The organism is Arthrobacter sp. K410C (genome assembly GCF_059090105.1).
Map to the genome: position 1 here is coordinate 57,226 of NZ_JBNHFJ010000013.1, position 19,003 is coordinate 76,228.

Annotated in this window: 16 protein-coding genes; 10 read left to right on the plus strand and 6 right to left on the minus strand. The window is 66.4% G+C overall.

The features are described from left to right. Positions 1-282: 282 nt before the first annotated feature. A complete protein-coding gene (locus tag AC5RU7_RS16500; RefSeq protein ID WP_494053146.1) occupies positions 283-2,295 on the minus strand; it encodes a M3 family metallopeptidase in 2,013 nt (670 codons plus the stop codon). An 85-nt stretch (positions 2,296-2,380) separates the two neighbouring features. Between AC5RU7_RS16500 and AC5RU7_RS16505 the strand changes: the two genes are divergently transcribed. Beyond that, complete coding sequence (locus tag AC5RU7_RS16505; protein WP_494053147.1) at positions 2,381-3,673, plus strand: CapA family protein; 1,293 nt, start codon at positions 2,381-2,383, stop codon at positions 3,671-3,673. 5 nt (positions 3,674-3,678) lie between these two features. Here AC5RU7_RS16505 and AC5RU7_RS16510 read toward each other — a convergent pair whose 3' ends face one another. Then, a complete protein-coding gene (locus tag AC5RU7_RS16510; RefSeq protein WP_494053148.1) occupies positions 3,679-4,440 on the minus strand; it encodes a type 1 glutamine amidotransferase in 762 nt (253 codons plus the stop codon). Next, a complete protein-coding gene (locus AC5RU7_RS16515; protein ID WP_494053149.1) occupies positions 4,437-5,729 on the minus strand; it encodes a MurT ligase domain-containing protein in 1,293 nt (430 codons plus the stop codon). Before AC5RU7_RS16515 ends, AC5RU7_RS16510 begins: the two co-directional genes overlap by 4 nt. A 90-nt stretch (positions 5,730-5,819) precedes the next feature. On the opposite strand from AC5RU7_RS16515, the gene pdxT reads away from it, so the two are divergent. From pdxT to AC5RU7_RS16560, 9 genes are all read left to right on the plus strand, one after another. Next, the gene (gene pdxT / locus AC5RU7_RS16520) at positions 5,820-6,530 is read left to right on the plus strand and encodes a pyridoxal 5'-phosphate synthase glutaminase subunit PdxT (RefSeq protein ID WP_494053150.1); all 711 of its coding nucleotides are present in this window, start codon (positions 5,820-5,822) and stop codon (positions 6,528-6,530) included. 3 nt (positions 6,531-6,533) lie between these two features. Continuing rightward, positions 6,534-7,289 (plus strand): YebC/PmpR family DNA-binding transcriptional regulator, encoded by a 756-nt coding sequence (locus AC5RU7_RS16525; protein ID WP_133347236.1) that lies wholly within the window; start codon positions 6,534-6,536, stop codon positions 7,287-7,289. A gap of 50 nt (positions 7,290-7,339) precedes the next feature. Next, complete coding sequence (gene ruvC, locus AC5RU7_RS16530; protein ID WP_494053151.1) at positions 7,340-7,918, plus strand: crossover junction endodeoxyribonuclease RuvC; 579 nt, start codon at positions 7,340-7,342, stop codon at positions 7,916-7,918. A gap of 87 nt (positions 7,919-8,005) precedes the next feature. Beyond that, a complete protein-coding gene (gene ruvA / locus AC5RU7_RS16535) occupies positions 8,006-8,650 on the plus strand; it encodes a Holliday junction branch migration protein RuvA (protein WP_494009278.1) in 645 nt (214 codons plus the stop codon). Continuing rightward, complete coding sequence (ruvB, locus tag AC5RU7_RS16540) at positions 8,643-9,731, plus strand: Holliday junction branch migration DNA helicase RuvB (protein WP_494053152.1); 1,089 nt, start codon at positions 8,643-8,645, stop codon at positions 9,729-9,731. The genes ruvA and ruvB overlap by 8 nt, the downstream gene beginning before the upstream one ends. A 206-nt stretch (positions 9,732-9,937) precedes the next feature. Continuing rightward, complete coding sequence (yajC, locus tag AC5RU7_RS16545; RefSeq protein ID WP_494009276.1) at positions 9,938-10,339, plus strand: preprotein translocase subunit YajC; 402 nt, start codon at positions 9,938-9,940, stop codon at positions 10,337-10,339. Positions 10,340-10,437: 98 nt separating this feature from the next. Next, positions 10,438-12,195: a protein translocase subunit SecD gene (secD, locus tag AC5RU7_RS16550; protein ID WP_494009275.1), complete on the plus strand. Its 1,758-nt coding sequence runs from the start codon at positions 10,438-10,440 to the stop codon at positions 12,193-12,195. After that, positions 12,195-13,211, plus strand: coding sequence for a protein translocase subunit SecF (gene secF, locus AC5RU7_RS16555; protein ID WP_494009274.1), 1,017 nt, complete (start codon positions 12,195-12,197; stop codon positions 13,209-13,211). Before secD ends, secF begins: the two co-directional genes overlap by 1 nt. A gap of 154 nt (positions 13,212-13,365) precedes the next feature. Next, a complete protein-coding gene (locus AC5RU7_RS16560) occupies positions 13,366-15,756 on the plus strand; it encodes a RelA/SpoT family protein (RefSeq protein ID WP_494053153.1) in 2,391 nt (796 codons plus the stop codon). Here AC5RU7_RS16560 and AC5RU7_RS16565 read toward each other — a convergent pair. From AC5RU7_RS16565 to AC5RU7_RS16575, 3 genes are all read right to left on the minus strand, one after another. Continuing rightward, on the minus strand, positions 15,637-16,368 hold the full coding sequence (locus AC5RU7_RS16565; RefSeq protein ID WP_494053154.1) for a type IV toxin-antitoxin system AbiEi family antitoxin: 732 nt from the start codon (positions 16,366-16,368) through the stop codon (positions 15,637-15,639). The genes AC5RU7_RS16560 and AC5RU7_RS16565 overlap by 120 nt on opposite strands. Before the next feature lie 95 nt (positions 16,369-16,463). Then, positions 16,464-18,041 (minus strand): DUF349 domain-containing protein, encoded by a 1,578-nt coding sequence (locus AC5RU7_RS16570; protein WP_494053155.1) that lies wholly within the window; start codon positions 18,039-18,041, stop codon positions 16,464-16,466. Positions 18,042-18,104: 63 nt separating this feature from the next. Further along, complete coding sequence (locus AC5RU7_RS16575; protein WP_494053156.1) at positions 18,105-18,911, minus strand: peptidylprolyl isomerase; 807 nt, start codon at positions 18,909-18,911, stop codon at positions 18,105-18,107. Positions 18,912-19,003: the final 92 nt, after the last annotated feature.

Consider the following 19,003-nt stretch of genomic DNA (forward strand, 5'->3'; position numbering starts at 1 on the left):
TAGCGCTTTTGGGGCGCCGGACGGCGCGATCCTCTGCGTGCTATTCCCCGCCTCCCGCTGCCGCCATACAGGCGATGGCCGGGGGCGGGGCCCCTTTTACGCACGCTGCCGGACCACACCGTCCGGCGCTGCGTGTCGCCTGGTGCCTTAATTGACGACGCCGGTTCCCCACCCTGTGCGGTGGGGGACCGGCGTCGTTCGTTTTCCTTGGAGTTTTCGTCCAGATATGGGGACTTCTGGGCGTCCCAAGTCACCATATCTGGACAAAAACTCGGGATGTTGTTACTCGAGGCCGCGGCGCTTCAGGAGGGGCTCCAGGCTGGCATCGCGGCCGCGCAGGACCCGGAAGGAGTCCAGGGGGTCGCGGCTGTTGCCGCGCGAGAGGAGCTCCTGGCGGAACCGTTCACCGTTCGCCCGGGTGAGGCCACCGTTCTCGCTGAACCAGTCCACCGTTTCGGCGTCCAGCACTTCACTCCAGATGTAGGAGTAGTAGCCGGCGGCATACCCCGCACCCGCAAAAATGTGCTGGAAATAGCCCGTCCGGTACCGCGGCGGAATCAGCGGATGGGCCATCCCCGCTGCCGCGAGGGCCTTCGCCTCGAACTCAAGCGCGTCCTCCGGGACGTTGCCCGGCTCCAGCGTGTGCCAGGCCAGGTCCAGCAGCGCCGCGCCGAGGTATTCCGTGGTGGCAAAGCCTTCACCCCAGAGCCGGGATTCTTCCAGGCGGTCCACGATGTCCTGCGGAAGCGGCTCCCCGGTGACATGGTGCCGGGCGTAGTTGGACAGCACGTCCGGCCACATGATCCACATCTCGTTGACCTGCGAGGGATACTCCACAAAGTCCCGGGGGACAGACGTGCCGGAGAACCTGGGGTACGTGACGTTGGACAGGAGCCCGTGCAGGGCGTGCCCGAACTCGTGGAACGCCGTGCGGAGCTCGTCCAGGGTCAGCAGCGTGGGTTCGCCAGTCGGCGGCTTGGAAATGTTTAGGTTGTTGATCACCACGGGGCGGGTGCCCAGCAGGCCTGACTGGTCCACAAGGGAATTCATCCACGCGCCGCCGCGCTTGGACTCCCGGCTGTAGTAGTCGCCCAGGAACAGTCCCAGCCCGCTCCCGTCCTCGTTGCGGACCTCCCAGACCCGGACGTCGGGATGGTAGCCGGCAAGGTCAGTCCGTTCCTGGAAGGTGATGCCGTACAAGGAGGTGGCGGCATGGAACACGCCGTCCACCAGCACGGTGTCCAGCTCGAAATACGGCCGGAGCGCCTGTTCGTCGACGTCGTACCTGTCCTTCCGGACCTTCGCGGAGTAGTAGGCCCAGTCCCAGGCCTCCAGCGGATGGCCCGCGACGCCGGCCAGTGCCTTTGCCTCGGCGTCGGCGTTCCGGACGGCTGCCGGCGCCAACCGGCCAAGCATGGACTGGACGGCCCCGAAGTCCGGAGCGGTCTGCCGGTCCACCACCAGTTCGGCGTAGTTGTCGTATCCCAGGAGGGACGCCTTCTCGGCCCGCAGGCCGGCCATCCGACGCGCCAGGTCAAGGACATCCAGTTCCCCGCCGCTGCTGCCCCGCGCAACCGACGCCTCAAACAGGCGGCGCCGCACGCTCCGGTCCGCCAGCGAGGCAAGGGCAGGCTGGTTTACCGGCTGGACGAGAGTAAGCAGGTACTTGCCATCGTGTCCCGCATCGCGGGCCGCTTCCGCAGCACTGGCCACATCATCTGCCGGCAGGCCCGCAAGTTCGGCAGGGCTGTCCAGCAGGAGGGCAGCCGACTTCATGCCTTCCTTGACCCTTTGGCCAAACTCCGTGCCAAGGCGGGCCAACTCGGCGTTGATTGCCCGGAGCCGCTCCTGCCCAGGCCCGTCCAGCTGGATGCCGGACTGGCGGAACTCCTTCAGGTACTCCTCCAGCAGGCGCGCCTGCTCGGGATCGTGTCCGGAGGCATCAACGGAAGCGAACCTTTCAAACAGTGCGCGGTTCAGGAAGACCTCGTCCTGGTGCGCGGAAAACCGCGGCGAAAATTCGGTTTCCAGCTCCCGGATCCGTTCGGACGCGTGGGCTGACACCAGGGTGAAGAACGGCGCCGCGGCCCGCTCCAGCAACCGCCCGGACCGTTCCATCGCCACCACCGTGTTCTCGAAATCGGCAGGCTCAGGGTTATCCACGATCACCTGGATCTCAGCGAGGTGTTCGGCTAGTCCGGCTTCGATGGCTTCGGCGTAGTGCGAATCCTCGATCGATCTGAACGGCGGGAGTCCGTAGGGGAGGAGGCTGGGAGCCAGGAGGGGGTTCATCATGGGGTAAACCTTTCACAGCAAGCCACGCTTCTCAATGTGGCAACAATGCCGTATGCAGACGGCGGCCATCCCTACAATGACGGGTATGGGGACCATAGCCGCCGGGGCGGCCGGGCGCTGGCGCGCCCGCGTCGTGGCATTGTCGTTGGCCGGAGCGCTGGGCTTGACAGGTGTGCTGGCGGGCTGCGGCCTGCTCGCTGAACAGAACGGTGCGCCGCCGCAGCCGGCCGAATCGGTCCAGGCTGGAACTGCCCAACCTGGTACGGCCGAGCAAACCGGGACGCCGCCCCCTGACTCCACACCCACACCGGCTCCCACTCCCGGGAATGGGCCGGCGTGCCCGGTGCTGAGGTGCACCTCGGTCCTGGTCACCGGCGATATGCTGGTCCACACCGAGCTGTGGCAGCAGGCGCAGCAGGATGCCGCCGCCGCCGGAAAACCCGGCCTTGATTTTGTGCCGCTGCTGGAGGGCCAGCGCCGCTACATCAGCAGGAGCGATCTTGCCATCTGCCACCAGGAAACGCCGGTGGCCGGACCGGAGGGGCCATTCTCCGCTTATCCCTCCTTCAACGTCCCGCCGCAGATCATCTCGGCTTCAAAGGCGGTGGGCTACCAGGCATGTACGACGGCGAGCAACCACACCATCGACCGCGGCACCGACGGGCTGCTGCGCACCCTCGATGCCCTGGACGCGGCGGGTCTCAAGCACACAGGCTCGTACCGCACTGAGAATGAGTCGCAGGGGATCCTGATCCTGGAAACTGCGGCCGCCAAGGTGGCTGTCATCCAGGCCACCTACGGGCTCAACGGACTCACCGCCGAGTACCCGTGGCAGGTGGACATGCTGGACGCGCCGGCCATGATCGCCAAGGCGGAAAAGGCCAGGGCCCTGGGCGCGGACATCGTCCTGGGCGCGATGCACGCCGGCGACGAGTACGCCACCGCACCGAACGCACAGCAGCAGGAGGTTGCCCACGCGCTGGCTGACAGCGGCCAGTTCAACCTGGTGTACGGGCACCACACGCACTCGGTCCTGCCGATCGAAAATTACAACGGAACCTGGATCGTCTACGGTCTGGGCAACGGGGTCACGGAACTCTCGCCCTGGTACGTGGTGAACAACGAAGGCCTGCTGGTCCGGGCACAGTTCGGCCAGGACGGTTCCGGTAAGTGGACGGTCACCGATCTCGCGTGGGCGCCGTCGGTCATTGTCCGCGATCCCTACCGCTGGTGTTCGGTGGCTTCGGACGCGCCGCAGGGTCCCTGCGCAGGGCCGGAAGCGGATGCCGCAACCCGGCAGCGCACGCAGGCAGTGGTGGAGTCAATGGGGGCAGCGGCTGCCGGAGCCCACGAGCTGCTCATCAGCCGCGAGCCGTAGGCGGTTCAGCGGGGACGCCGGGCTGCGTGTTCCCTTGCCAGCTCGGCAAACCTGTCGTCCGGGTGGCCGGGCTCGAACGTTCCATACCTGCGCTCCGCCGCCGTGCGGATCAGGAAATCGGCGATGGCCGGGTTTTTCGGCAGCAGCGAACCGTGCAGGTAGCTTGCAACGATGTTCCGGTAGCGCGCGCCCTCATGCCCGTCACTGCTGTTGTTTCCGGTCCCTTTGGCGGTGGTGCCCAGGGGACGGACACCCTCTCCCAGCGTGGTCTGGCCGCTGTGGTTTTCGTAGCCGAGGACTTCACCGAACTCGGGTGTGGAGACTTTGACGTTGCCGATCAGCCGCTCATCGGTGCCGTGGGTCTCGACGTCGAGGACGCCGATGCCGGGGATGACGGCACCAGTGCGGGTCTTGAAGAACCGTCCGAAGAGCTGGTACAGGCCGCAGATCAGCAGCATGGGCGCGCCGTCCTCCGCCAGGCCCTTCAGCTCGGGGGCCCGGTCCTGGAGGTCGTCCTGGATGATGAGCTGCCCGCTGTCCTGGCCGCCTCCGCCCACGATGATGTCCACGTCTTCCGGGAAGGGGTCGCCCACGTTGTATTCAAGCAGTTCGGGCGTGTAGCCGTGCCAGCTGATGCGCCGCTGCAGGACCAGCGCGTTGCCCCAGTCGCCGTAGATGTTCATGTCCCGCGGATAGAGCTGGACCACACGGAGGGTCCCCTTGCCCTGTCCTTCAACGGGTCCGGTGGCGGGTGTTTCGGAACTCACGAGACAACCTCCACGGTGGTGATCTTGGACAGTTCGCGGCGGATGGCCAGCATGGCGGTGTACGTGCAGAAGATCCGCTTGGGCTTGCCGGAAGCTTCCCGGATGAAGGAGGCCAGCGCCGGTGCGATCTCGGGCTGGACTGATCCGAAAGGAACCTCGTCATACTGGAGCCGCAGGGCCATGTCGTAGGCGCGGGATCCGGTGAGCTGGTCCACGCCCTCCGCATGCAGGGAATCGAACTCCACGTCCCACAGCCAGGACATGTCCCGGCCGTCGGCATAGTTGTCGTTGATGGCAATCATCGTGGCGTAACCGCCCGCCGGGAACGACTTCAGGCCGAGCCGGAAACCGCTGGGGTTCTTGACCAGTACCAGGTCCAGGGGCTGGCCGTCCACGGTGAGGCTCTCGCCGCGTCCGAAGGCCGGCGCCACCTGGGACAATGCCTCCAGCAGCGTTTCGTGGTCAGCGGTGGCGGCGCCGGCGCCGCAGATGCTCCTGGCCAGGGTCAGGGCGGCCGCTGCGTTGAAAATGTTGTAGACGCCCCGAAGCTTCATCGACGTGGTGACCGTGCCGCCGTCGTACTCGAATTCGGCGGTGTCCGCACCCACCTTGCGGAGTACGACGTCGGCTGCCGGCTTCTCCGAAAGGCCCGCCGGGGCGGGGCTTCCGGGGGCGGCGCGCATGTCGTCGTCGTTGGGGAAGGTGCCCAGCAGTGACTCGTCCAGCCCGAAGTACTTCACGTCCTGCCCGGTAAGGGTGTCGGCGATCCTTGCCACCCGCGGGTCCTCGCGGTTCAAGACCACCGTTCCGGTGGTCTTGGCGGCAATCTGCTGGAGCAACTGGGCTGTCTTGTCGATTTCGCCGAACCGGTCCAACTGGTCCCGCAGGACATTCAGGAGGAGGCAGTACCGGGGCGGGACGCTGTTGACGAAGTGGACGGCGTGGGCTTCATCGAGTTCCAGGACGGCGATATCGGCGTCGAGCCTGCCGCGCCAGTCCACCTCACCCAGCAGGGCAGCTGCAACGCCGCGCGTGAAATTGCTGCCGGTGCGGTTGGTGAAGACCCTGAGCCCCTGGCTCTCCAGCAGTTCCACCACCATCTTGGTGGTGGTGGTCTTTCCGTTGGTGCCGCTCACCACCGCAACGCCATGGGGGAGGGTGCTGAGCGTCCGCCGCATAAAGCCGGGATCGATTTTTTCGACCACCAGGCCCGGCAGGGCGGAGCCGCCGCCCCGGAGCCGGGTGGCCCGGCGGACCAGCTTGCCGAGCGGAACACTGAGGGAAACCATGTTTCGAATATATCCCAGCAACGGCATGCAACCGCCGCGGGCTGCTCCCGGCGGACCCGGCGGCAGGGCGCGGGCCCGTATGCTGGATGGATGACAAATTCCCTTTCCGCCGCTTCCGCGCGCGTTGGTGCAGGCCTGCGGATCGGCGTGCTGGCGCTCCAGGGTGACTTCCGGGAGCACCTCCGGGCCGCTGAGGCCACCGGCGCCGAAGCCGTGGGCATCCGCCGGCCCAAGGAGCTGGACGGCCTGGACGGGCTCATCATTCCCGGCGGCGAATCAACCGCAATCGACAAGCTGGCGCGGGCCTTCGACCTGGCCGAACCCCTGCGGGAGCGCATTGCCGAAGGACTGCCGGTTTATGGTTCCTGCGCCGGCATGATCCTGCTCGCCTCGGACATCGCCGACCCGGCCACCGACCTCTCCGGCGCCCCGCAGCAGACCTTCGGCGGCCTGGACATGACGGTGCGCCGCAACGCCTTCGGCCGTCAGCGGGACTCGTTCGAAACGGACCTGGACTTCAAGGGCCTGGACTTCAGCGCCACGGATGCGGGCGTCCCGCCCGTCCACGCCGTGTTCATCCGCGGCCCCTGGGTGGAGCGGGTAGGCCCGGACGTTGAGGTGCTGGCGCAGGTGGAACCCGCCGAGCCGGAGCATGCGTCCCACGCCGCCCCCCTGCCGGGGACAGCTAGAATTGTTGCTGTGCGTTCGGGCCAGTTGCTGGCCACCTCCTTCCACCCGGAAGTGACTGGGGAGAAACGCGTACACGAACTCTTTATCCGGATGATCAGAGGAGAAGCGTAAAGCATGTCAGGCCACTCCAAATGGGCGACGACCAAGCACAAGAAGGCGATCATTGACAGCCGCCGCGCAAAGTCGTTCGCCAAGCTGATCAAGAACATCGAAGTTGCAGCCCGTATGGGCGGGCCGGACCTCGCCGGCAACCCCGGCCTGGAACTGGCAGTCACCAAGGCGAAGAAGACCTCGGTCCCCAACGACAACATCGACCGTGCCATCAAGCGCGGTGCCGGCCTCACCGGTGAAGTGGTGGACTACACCGAGATCATGTATGAGGCACGCGGGCCCCAGGGTTCGGCGCTGCTGATCGAGTGCCTCACTGACAACAAGAACCGTGCCGCCTCCGAGGTGCGCCTGGCTATTTCCCGCAACGGCGGCACCATTGCCGATCCCGGCTCCGTCAGCTACCTGTTCACCCGCAAGGGCGTGGTGACGCTGCCCAAGAACGGCCTCTCCGAGGACGACGTCCTGATGGCAGTGCTGGATGCCGGCGCCGAGGAAGTCAAGGACAACGGCGACAGCTTCGAAATCCACTCGGAGCCGGGTGACCTGCCCGCGATTCGGGAGGCGCTGAAAGAAGCCGGCATCGAATACGACACCGACGAAGTGGAGTTCGTACCCTCCATGCAGGTGGACCTGGACCTGGACGGAGCCCGCAAGTTCCTGAAGCTGTCCGACGCGCTCGAGGACCTCGACGACGTCCAGAACGTCTACACCAACGCCGACCTCAGCGACGAAGTCCAGGCCGCCCTGGAATCAGAGTGACGTCCGGCCTTGCCTGCTGAACAGGGCCCGGCCGCCCGCTTCCCGCACGCGTGACACTGCGTGTGCTGGGGGTGGACCCCGGCCTCACCCGCTGCGGGATCGGCGTCGTGGACGTCGAGCGGAACCGGCGGGCAACGATGGTGGCCGTCGGCGTGGTCGGGACTTCCCCGGAGGAGACCCTGGACCAGCGGCTGCTGGTGATCGCCACGGCAATCGACGAATGGCTTGACCGCTACGAGCCCCAGGTCCTCGCCGTCGAACGTGTTTTTTCGCAACTGAACGTCAGTACCGTGATGGGCGTGGCGCAGGCGTCCGGGGTGGTGATCGCCGCAGCAGCCCGCCGGGGGATCCCGGTGGCCCTGCATACGCCGTCGGAAGTCAAAGCCGCGGTGACGGGCAGCGGCTCGTCCAATAAGGACGCCGTGACCAAGCTGGTCACCAAGATCCTTCGCCTGGAAGCGCCGCCGCGTCCGGCCGACGCCGCCGACGCCCTGGCCCTCGCCATTACCCACGCCTGGCGGGCCGGGAGCGGCGCGACTGCCGCCACCACCGGTCCCGGCAGCTCCGCGTTGACACCTGCGCAGCAGGCTTGGGCAGCCGCCGAGGCGAAGGCGCGGCGTGCCCGCTGAATGTCTCGGCCCCTTGCTAGGGTATTCGTAGATATGTTCGGATAGCCGGTCCCACGCGGGATCCGGCCTACACCAGGAGCCCCGGCCTTGATCAGTTTCCTCCGCGGAACCGTAGCGCACGTAGGCCTGTCCACGGCCGTCATCGACCTCAACGGCGCCGGAATGAGCGTGTTCGCCACGCCGCAGACCCTCAGCGGACTGCGCACCGGCGAGGAAGGCAAACTGTTCACGTCCCTGATTGTCCGGGAGGACTCCCTGACTCTCTTCGGATTTGCCACTGATGACGAGCGGGAAGTGTTCGACGTGCTGCTCAGCGTCAGCGGCGTCGGGCCGCGGCTTGCCCTTGCCGTCCTGGCGGTCCACGATCCCGAAGCGATCCGGGTTGCCGCGCACACCGGGGACAGCAAGACCTTTACGAAGGTGCCCGGCATCGGACCCAAGGTGGCGGGCCGGATCGTGCTGGAGCTGGCCGGGAAACTGGTTCCGCACGGCACCGCCGGTTCCGCAGCCGCCCCCACGGCCGCAGAGGCATCATGGAAGCCCCAGGTGGTGGCGGCGATGACCAGCCTCGGCTGGTCCGAAAAAGACGCCTCATCCAGCATTGACAAAGCCCTGGCGGATGAGCCGGAGGTGTCCTTCCGCGGCAACGTCCCCGAAATCCTCCGGACCACGCTGCGCTGGCTGGGCCAGGACGGCGCCAGGGCGGGCAACCGCGTAGGCAGCCGTGGCTGAAGCGTCATTGGTGGCGGCAGGGGAGGAGCCGGAAGAGCGTACCATCGAAGCCGCCCTTCGGCCCAAGAACCTGGACGACTTCGTGGGCCAGCACCGGGTGCGCAAGCAGCTGTCCCTGGTGCTGAAGGCCTCCCGGATGCGCGGCCGCAGTGCGGACCATGTGCTCTTCTCCGGCCCGCCCGGCCTGGGCAAGACCACCCTCGCCATGATTGTCGCGTCCGAGATGAACGCCCCGTTGCGCATCAGCAGCGGCCCGGCCATCCAGCACGCCGGCGACCTTGCCGCCATCCTCTCCTCGCTGTCCGAGGGCGAGGTGCTGTTCCTCGACGAAATCCACCGCATGTCCCGGCCAGCCGAAGAAATGCTCTACATGGCCATGGAGGACTTCCGTGTGGACATCGTGGTGGGCAAGGGGGCCGGGGCCACGGCCATTCCGCTGGAACTCCCGCCCTTCACCCTGGTGGGTGCCACCACCCGGGCCGGCCTGCTTCCCGGACCGCTGCGCGACCGCTTCGGCTTCACCGGGCATCTGGAGTTCTACTCCGTCCAGGAGCTGGAACTGGTCCTCCGCCGTTCGGCGGGCCTGCTGGACCTCAAGGTGAACTCGGCCGGGTTCACGGAAATTGCCGGGCGGTCGCGCGGCACCCCCCGAATCGCCAACCGCCTGCTGCGGCGGGTCCGGGACTGGGCCCTGGTCCATGAAATCGAGCAGATCGATGCCCGTGCAGCGTCCGCCGCACTGGACATGTACGAGGTGGACAAGAAGGGCCTGGACCGCCTGGACCGGTCAGTCCTTGAGGCGCTCATCACCAAGTTCGGCGGCGGGCCGGTGGGGCTGTCCACTCTGGCCATCGCCGTTGGCGAGGAAACGGAGACCGTGGAAACGGTGGCTGAGCCTTTCCTGGTCAGGGAAGGCCTGTTGGGCCGTACGCCACGCGGCCGGATCGCCATGGCACCGGCGTGGACGCACCTCGGCTACGCCATCCCCACCGGAGTCTTTGCGCAGGAGCAGCTGGAGCTCTTCGATCCCGACTCCGATGCCGCCGCAGCATCCGAAGACTGGGCCCCGGAAAGCCAATAACAGGCTCCCTTCAGTTTTTCCCCTTAGACTGGTATGACGCTCGGCACGTCCGGGCCCATGTTTCGCCGGCGCCATTCAACTGGCCGCCTCGGTGGGGAAGGGATTCCGTCAGGCTTGTGCCTGTCAGCCCGGCCACTGGCGGAACGGGGCGGACGTCGCCGGAAAATCGGTTCGGCAATTAAGGAACGGAATTCCCCTTGGATCCAATGTCAATTCTCCTGTTCGTCATGCTCGGAGTTTTCATCTTCATGATGTTCCGGCGCAATAAGAAGACGCAGCAGCAGCAGGCGGAGCTCCAGTCGAAGTTCGGCCCCGGCGTCGACGTCATGACCAGCTTCGGCCTTTTCGGCCGGATTGTCGCCGTGGACGACGCCGAAAACAAGGTCACCCTGGAACTTTCCCCTGGCAACCTCGCCACCGTCCACCGCCAGGCTGTCACCAAGATCGTCGAACCCGCGGCCGTTGAGCCGGAGCCCGCTGCGCCGGCCGTTCCGGACGATGCCTCTTCCCTGACGGGCCGTGAGGGCGGCAGCACCGCCACCACGCCGGTGGAAACTCCCGACGAAACCCTCAAGCGCCTCAACGACGAGGGCAAGAAGGACAGCTAGTCCCGCTGAACGCATAACCCTCTACCGCTGCGGACCGCCGCCGGTGCTGGCCACAGCAGGCACCGGCGGTTCTTCCGTGATCAAGAGAAAGATCGACAATGGCACGAACTGGCCCTAAGAAACCAGGCCTCAGGGTCCTGGTCTGGCTCGGTGTAATCATCGCCGCGCTGACCGCTGTCCTGGCCGGCGGCACCCTCAGCGGGCAGGCAAGCTGGGCGCCCAAGCTCGCTCTGGACCTTGAAGGCGGGACCCAGATGATCCTGGCGCCGAAGGTCGAGGGCGGCTCGGACATCAACGAGGAACAGCTCAACCAGGCCGTGGCGATCATCCGCCAGCGGGTTGACGGCTCCGGTGTGGCCGAAGCGGAAATCAGCACCCAGTCCGGACGGAATGTGGTGGTCAGCCTTCCGGGAACCCCCTCCAGCCAGACCCGCGACCTCATCCAGGCCTCCGCGGACATGAACTTCCGTCCGGTCCTCCTGAGCGGTGCCGGCGCACCTGTCCCCGAGGAGTCACGGGCTCCCGAGGATCAGCTGCCCAAGCCAACAGCGGAGCCGGCCAACAGCAGCGACATCAACTGGATCACCCCGGAAATCTACCGGCAGTTCGAGTCCCTGGATTGTGACAACCCCGCCCAGGATGAACAGGAACGCTCGGATCCCGCCAAGCCGCTGGTAACCTGCGAGCCTGCCACGGACACCACGCCGGCCATCAAGTACATCCTCGGTCCGGTGGAGGTCAAGGGCAGCAACATTGTCACCTCGTCCTTCCAGCTGCAGCAGGGCGCCCAGGGCGCCGTGACCAATGACTGGGCCGTGAACATTCAGTTCGACGACGAGGGCACAGCCAAGTTCAAAGAGGTCACCGAACGCCTGAACCAGTTCTATGTGGCCGCCGGCGGGGAATCAGGCACCGATCCCAAAGCCCAGTTCGCCATCGTCTTGGACGACCAGGTCATTTCGGCACCCCGGTCGCTGGCCGTCATCACCGACGGACGGCCCCAAATCACCGGCGGCTTCACGGAGCAGACGGCCAAGACGCTGTCTGACCAGCTCCGCTTCGGCGCCCTTCCCATCAGCTTCGAAATCCAGAGCGAGCAGCAGATCTCCGCCACCCTCGGCGGCGAGCAGTTGCGCATGGGCCTCCTCGCAGGCCTGATCGGCCTGCTGCTGGTGGTGGTCTACTCGCTCTTCCAGTACCGGGCGCTTGGTTTCGTCACGATCGCCTCGCTGGTGGTCGCGGGTATCCTCACCTACCTTGCCATCGCCATCCTTGGCTGGACGGAAAACTACCGGCTCTCCCTCGCCGGCGTCGCGGGCATCATCGTGGCGATCGGCCAGACGGCCGACTCGTTCATCGTCTACTTCGAGCGCATCCGTGATGAACTTCGTGAGGGCCGCGGCCTGGTGTCCGCCGTCGAGAACGGCTGGAAGCGCGCCAAGCGGACGGTCCTGGCCTCGAAGGCCGTGAACCTGCTGGCCGCCCTGGTCCTGTACTTCGTGGCCGTCGGCAACGTCCGCGGCTTCGCCTTCACCCTGGGCCTCACCGCCATCGCAGACCTCATCGTGGTGTTCATGTTCACGCACCCCACGCTGCAGCTGCTGGCCCGCACCAGGTTCTTCGGCGAGGGCCACCCGCTCTCCGGGCTTGATCCCAAGCGGCTGGGTGCCGTGCCGCTGTACCGCGGTGCCGGACGCCTGCGCACCCCGGAGGACAAGCCGGCGGTGGTCCGCGCCAAGAACGCCGGCGCCGCTGCCGAAGCCGAACGCAGGATGACCATCGCCGAACGCCGCCTGGCGGAGAAGCAGGAGCAGCTGGCCGGCTCCTCCAAGACGGCAGCGAAGGAGAACAAGTAATGTCAGGCTTCGCCAATTTCGGTAACGAGCTCTACACGGGGAAGCGTTCCTACGATTTTGTGGGTTCCAAGAAAATCTGGTTCCTCATCGCTGCCGTGGCGATGGCCCTTTCCATCGTCATCCCGGCGGTCAAGGGCGGGTTCAACCTGGGTATCGAGTTCCGCGGCGGCTCCGAGTTCACGGTTTCCAACGTGCAGACCACGGACGCCGCCCTGGGCGAGAAAGCCGTCACGGATGTCGTCGCGGGCAGTGTCCCCCGCGTTGCCAACGTCGCCGGGACCACCATGAGGATCCAGACGGACAAGCTCACGGACGATGAGACCCTCCGCATCAAGGAAGGCCTGACCGCGGCCTACGGCGTCACGGAAAACGAGGTGACGTCCACGTTCGTGGGTCCCACCTGGGGTGCCGACGTCACCAAGCAGGCGCTGATCGGCCTGGTGATCTTCGTCCTGCTGGCTGCGGTCCTGATGGCGCTGTACTTCCGAACGTGGAAGATGTCGCTCTCAGCCATCGCGGGCATGGTGGTCACCATGTTCATCACTGCCGGCGTCTACGCGCTCAGCGATTTTGAGGTCACCCCGTCAGCCATCATCGGCTTCCTGACCGTCCTCAGCTACTCGCTGTACGACACCGTGGTGGTGTTCGACAAGATCCGGGAGAATACTGCCGACATCGACGCCTCCACGCGGCGCACCTTTGCGGAGGAGGTCAACCTCGCCGTGAACCAGACCCTGGTCCGTTCCATCAACACCATGATGGTGGCCATCCTTCCCGTAGGCGCCATCCTGTTCATCGGCGCCGGACTGCTGGGTGCGGGTACGCTCCGGGACCTGTCGCTGGCCCTGTTCGTGGGCATCCTCATCGGCACGGCCGCCACCATTTTCGTGGCTGCACCCATGTATGCCTGGCTCCGGCAGAACGAGCCGGATCTGGTCAGGCAGGCCAAGCGCGTGGAGCACCGCCGTGCCGGTGCAGCCGGCCGGACCGCCTCCACCGAGCCGGCCCAGGCCTGATCGGATCATTCCAGTCAACGGCCTGAAAGACGGCCCCGGGCCGGACAGCGGAACCATCGCGCTGTCCGGCCCGGCATATTTAAGGGCCGGTTTTAAAACTGCCGGGCGTGGGGAATAGACTGAAGTAATTAAAGCGGTGGTGAGGAGTGCTTCATTGGAAGAACGTTCGGCGTCAGCGCCAACGGCACAGGGAGACAAGAATCCTGCCGGTGTGCAAACCGGGCTCGCGGCATCAGCGCGCCCTGGTTCATTGGTGCCCGTCGACAACTCCGGGTCCCGTGCCACGTTTCCGGGGCGCCGCGAACGGACCCGTTCCCGGCTTGCCCGCCTGACCGGGCGCGGCACAGCCACCTATTCGCCCATCCTTGAGCCGCTGCTGAGGACTGTCCGGGCCAACAATCCCAAAGAGGATTTCGACCTCATCCAGCGTGCGTTCGACGTGGCGGAGCGAAGCCACCGGGGCCAGAAACGCAAGAGCGGAGACCCGTACATCACCCACCCGGTGGCCGTGGCGACCATCCTGGCCGAGCTTGGGCTGAGCGGCACCACCCTGGCGGCGGCCCTCCTGCACGATACCGTGGAGGACACGCCCTACACCCTCGATGACCTGAGGCGGGACTTCGGCCCGGAAGTGGCGATGCTGGTTGACGGCGTCACCAAACTCGACAAGGTGAGCTTCGGCGAGGCTGCGCAGTCCGAAACGGTCCGCAAGATGGTTGTGGCCATGGCCAAGGACATCCGCGTGCTGATGATCAAACTGGCTGACCGGCTCCACAACGCACGCACCTGGCGCTTCGTGTCCGCCGAGTCCTCCGCCCGCAAGGCGCGCGAGACCCTGGAGATCTTCGCCCCGCTGGCCCACCGCCTGGGCATGAACACCATCAAATGGGAACTCGAAGACCTTTCCTTCGCGGCACTGTATCCCAAGGTGTATGAGGAAATCGTGCGGATGGTGGGGGACCGGACGCCTGAGCGCGAGAAGAGCCTCAGCGTTATCCGCGACCAGATCACCGAGGACCTGCGGACCGCCCGGATCAAGGCCACCATCACGGGCCGGCCCAAGCACTACTACTCGATCTACCAGAAGATGATCGTCAGGGACAAGGACTTCGACGACATCAACGACCTCATGGGTGTCCGGGTCCTGGTGGACTCCGTCCGGGACTGCTACGCAGCTCTTGGCACCCTGCATTCGCGCTGGAACCCGCTGCCCGGCAGGTTCAAGGACTACATCGCGATGCCCAAGTTCAACATGTACCAGTCACTGCACACCACGGTGATTGGCCCGGGCGGCAAGCCCGTAGAAATCCAGATCAGGACCCACGAGATGCACCGCCGCGCGGAATACGGTGTGGCCGCGCACTGGAAGTACAAGGACCAGCCCAACCGCACCGCCGTCGGCCCCGGCAGCCCCCGCGACGGCGACATGGGATGGCTGCGGTCCCTGGTGGACTGGCAGCAGGAGACGTCGGATCCCGGTGAGTTCCTGGATTCGCTCCGGTTCGAAATCAACGCCCGCGAAGTGTTCGTGTTCACCCCGAAGGGTGAGGTCATGGCACTGCCGGCCGGCTCCACCCCCGTCGACTTCGCGTACGCGGTGCACACCGAGGTGGGGCACCGGACCATCGGTGCCCGCGTCAACGGCAAGCTGGTGCCGCTCAACAGCGAGCTCAACCACGGCGACTGGGTGGAAATTTTCACCTCCAAGGCCGAAGGCGCCGGGCCTAGCCAGGACTGGCAGCACTTCGTTAAAAGCGCCCGGGCCCGGAACAAGATCCGGCAGTGGTTCAGCAAGGAACGCCGCGAAGAAGCGATCGACCGCGGCAAGGAACTGCTGACGCGGGCCATGCGGAAGCAGAACCTTCCGCTGCAGCGCCTGATGACCCACGAGGCATTGGCGGCGGTGGCCGAAGAGTTCAAGTACGTGGACATCTCCGGGCTCTACGCCGGTGTTGGCGACGGCCACACGTCCGCGCAGGCGGTCATGGAGAAACTCGTCGAAAGTCTCGGCGGGAAGGAAAGCGCCGACGACGACATCACCGAAGTCAGCATCCCCACCCAGGTCACCAAGGCTCGTTTCTCGGACTCGGGTGTGGTGGTCCGCGGAGTTGGCGACGTCTGGGTCAAGCTGGCGCGGTGCTGCACACCCGTTCCGCCAGACCCCATCCTGGGCTTCGTGACGCGCGGATCCGGGGTATCCGTACACCGCACGGACTGCACCAACATTTCCGACCTTAAGGACCAGCCGGACAGGATTGTGGACGTTGACTGGGCGCCCACCCAGTCCAGCGTGTTCCTCGTGGAGATCCAGGTGGAGGCCTTGGACCGCAAGTCCCTGCTGTCCGACGTGACGCGGGTGTTGTCGGACAACCACGTGAACATCCTGGCAGCCAGCGTCCACACGTCCACGGACCGGGTGGCCATCTCAAAGTTCGCCTTCGAGATGGGTGACCCCAAGTACCTGAGCCATGTTCTGAGTGCCGTCCGCCGGATCGACGGAGTGTTCGACGTCTACCGCACCACCGGAAACAAGCGCAGGAGCTAGGAAGGCGAGCTTCTCCAGCGCCGCCCTCTTGTGCGGAACCCGGGGCGAGGCCTCTATGGCGAGGACCAGCAGCCGCAGCCGCACGTCCTGCTGGGGACGCGCCAGCAGCGCCGCAAGTGCAGGAATGGCGCGTTCCGCGTCCACGTGCAGTGCCACGTCCAACGCCGTCCGGAGCGGGCTTGAGACCATGAGCCCGCCCAGGCTGACGACGTCGAAGGGACCCAGCTTGACTTCATGCAGCGTGCAGCCGCGCGTGTTGCGCAGGCTTGAGACACGCCGCTTGGCATCCACCAGCAATGCAAGCCGGTCCGGCTCCGCCGCACACCCGTAGATCCATGCCGCCGTCATCCGGCCTGCCACGACGCGCTGCCTGACTGCCTGGGGGACACCGCCCGCAGCGGCCCGTGCCCGCAGCTGGGGCGAGCCCGGTACTTCCGGCAGCGTATAGCCGTTGTGGTGGAGCCGGGCCAGCAGGCCGTCCGCGGCGAGGGACTGCAGTTCCGGGCCGGCGAAGGGCATCCCCGGCGCATACAGTTCAGGAAAGCGGGGCGCCTGGCTCCCCAAGGGGTGGTCAAGGCCTGGGGCAGCAGGGAAAGCCGGTGGTGTCGCCATTCATCCATCCTGCCCCTTGGCGTTAACAGCCGCAGGCCCGGTTCCGGTTATGTGGATAACCGGAACCGGGCCTGCCCGTTACGGGTAGCGCGGGGTCAGGAAAGCTCGCTGGCCGAACGCTGGATCTGGTCGAGCCAGGCTTGGCGTGCCTCGAGGGCTTCGCGGGCCGCCTTGATCTTGCGCTCGTCGCCGCTCTTTTCGGCTGCGGCCAGGTCCTCCTGCAGGCCGGCGATGGCAGACTCAAGCTGGGACAGCGCGCTGTTGGTGCGTGCCTTCCGCTCGGGGTTGGACCGCTGCCACTGCTCTTCCTCGGCCTGGCGGACAGCGTCCTCCACCTTGCGGAGCCCGGCTTCGATCCGGCCCATGTCCGCGCGCGGAACCTTGCCCGCTTCCTCCCAGCGGTCGCGGATGGACTGCAGGGCCTTCTTGGCGGCACCGAGGTCCTTCACCGGAAGGATGCCGTTGGCTTCCTCCAGGAGGGCTTCCTTGACGGTGAGGTTGGAGGCGTACTCCTGGTCGATCTCGTCGTTGGCGGCCTGCCGGTTGGTGAAGAAGACATCCTGGGCAGCGCGGAACCGCGCCCACAGGGCGTCATCGTCCTTGCGGCTTGCCCGCGGGGAGGCCTTCCACTGGTCCATGAGGCGGCGGTATTCACCGGCGGCGAAGCCCCAGTCGGTGGACGTTGACAGCGCCTCGGCTTCGGCAATCAGCTTTTCCTTCGCGGCCTTGGCTGCGGAGTTGTTGCTGTCCAGCTGGGAGAAGTAGGCCCGGCGGTGGCGGTCGAAGACGGTGCGGGCTGCGCGGAACCTCTTCCACAGGGCGTCCTCATTGCTGCGGCCCAGGCGGACACCGCTCTTCTGTGCCGCCTTCCAGCTCTCGAACAGTTCGTTCATCCGTGCACTGGACGTCTTCCACTGCGTCTGGGCCGGGTCCTGGCCGGAAATCTGTTCCGCTTCGGCCACTATGGCCTCACGGGCCGCAAGTTCGGACGCTCGGACGGCCTCGTGCTCGGCCTTCTCCGCCTTTTCGAGCTCGGCGATCTGGGTGGAGAGGGTGTCCAGGCGCGCCTCGGCCGCACGGAGGTCGCCCACCATGTTCCGCTCGGCGAGCTGCTCCCGCAGGTGCGTCACGGTCTTCTGCATGTCGGTGCTGGGGGCCTTCGAGCTGACGCGCTGTTCAAGCAGGACAATCTGGGCCACGACGTCGTCGTACTTCCGCGCGAAATAAGCCAGCGCCTCGTCATCGCTGACGCCCGGGTACTGGCCCACGGGGTGCTCGGCGCCGTCGATGGTGAGGAAGACATGGCCGTCGCCTTCCACCCGGCCCCACTTCGAAGCTTCAGCCAGGGACGTGGCGGGCGGAGCCGGGACCGCCGCAGCGGCGGGGGCGGCTGCCGCCGGCTTGGGGCGGGAGGCGAAAGCCGCGGGGGACGGTGCAGACGGGCGGGGTCCGGGGGCGGGTGCAGCTGCGGCCGCCGGAGCGGAGGGTGCTTCCGCGGCGGGAGCGGCGCCGGCTGCGTGGTCCTCAGCCACTGCAGGCTCCCGGCCGGATTCCTGGCCGTTCATTGCTGCGGCTGCTTCCGTTGCAGGCGTGATGGCTGCGCCGTCCGTGGCGGCCTCCGCCGTCCCGGTCAGTTCTGCTGCTGTTTCGTCGGATTTCTGACTGTCTGTCACCGCTAAAAGTCTTTCGCTTGGAGGGAATACTTCCGTACTGCACCGCGGCCGCGGGCCGGGCTCCTACTTCAGAGAAAACGAGTCTATCGTGACTGGTTGCACAGGTGCGCCGTCCGTGTCGCTGGTGACCGGCGTAATCCCGGCGGCGGCAATGTTGGACACCACGTCCAGTCCGGACGTCACTTTGCCCACCACCGTGTAGCCGCCGGCGCTGTCCGCGGGGATGGTGGTGTCCTTGTAGACAATGAAGAACTGGGTCCCGTTACCGTAGGCGTTGTTGCCTGTCCGGGCCACCGCGATGGTCCCCGCCGGGTAGGTATTGTCCGCGGGGGTGTTTTCCAGGGGACCCCAAGTGTAGTTGGGATCGCCCTTGCCGTCGCCGGTGGGGGAGCCGCACTGCATGACGCCGAAAGCGTCTCCGGTGGTCAGGCGGTGGCAGGTTTTTCCGCTGTAGTAGCCCTCATCGCTGAGGGACTTGAAGACGGCCGCCGCCTGGGGTGCGTTGGTGCCGTCAAGCTCCACGCCCAGGGGGCTTCCGTTAAGCACCAGCTCGCCGGTGAACGTCTTTCCGGCGGCGGTATCTGCGGCCGGAATGTTGGGGCCGTTGGTGGCCTGGGCGGATGGAGTGGCGGAGGCTGACGGGCTGGTGAGGCCGGCCTCGGCGGCAGCAAATTCATCCTCCGTGGGGTTGCCGGCAAAGGCCGTGAGTTGGAGTACGACGGCGAGGACCACGGCGGCGGCTCCGGCACCGGCGGCCACGAGGTTGTCGCGCTTGCGCCGCTTCTCCTGGTCCCGCCTCAGCTCGCGCTTGGCTTCCATCTGCTGGATGCGCCGTTTGGCTTCGCGGGCGCTGCGTGAACTGGCCGCCAAGGGTCCTCCTTTTAGTCGGGCTGCTGCGCTCCGGGCAACAGGGCCGAAAGCGCAGGTTTTTTGGCGGCCGGGCCCTGCCGCCCGCGCGCATT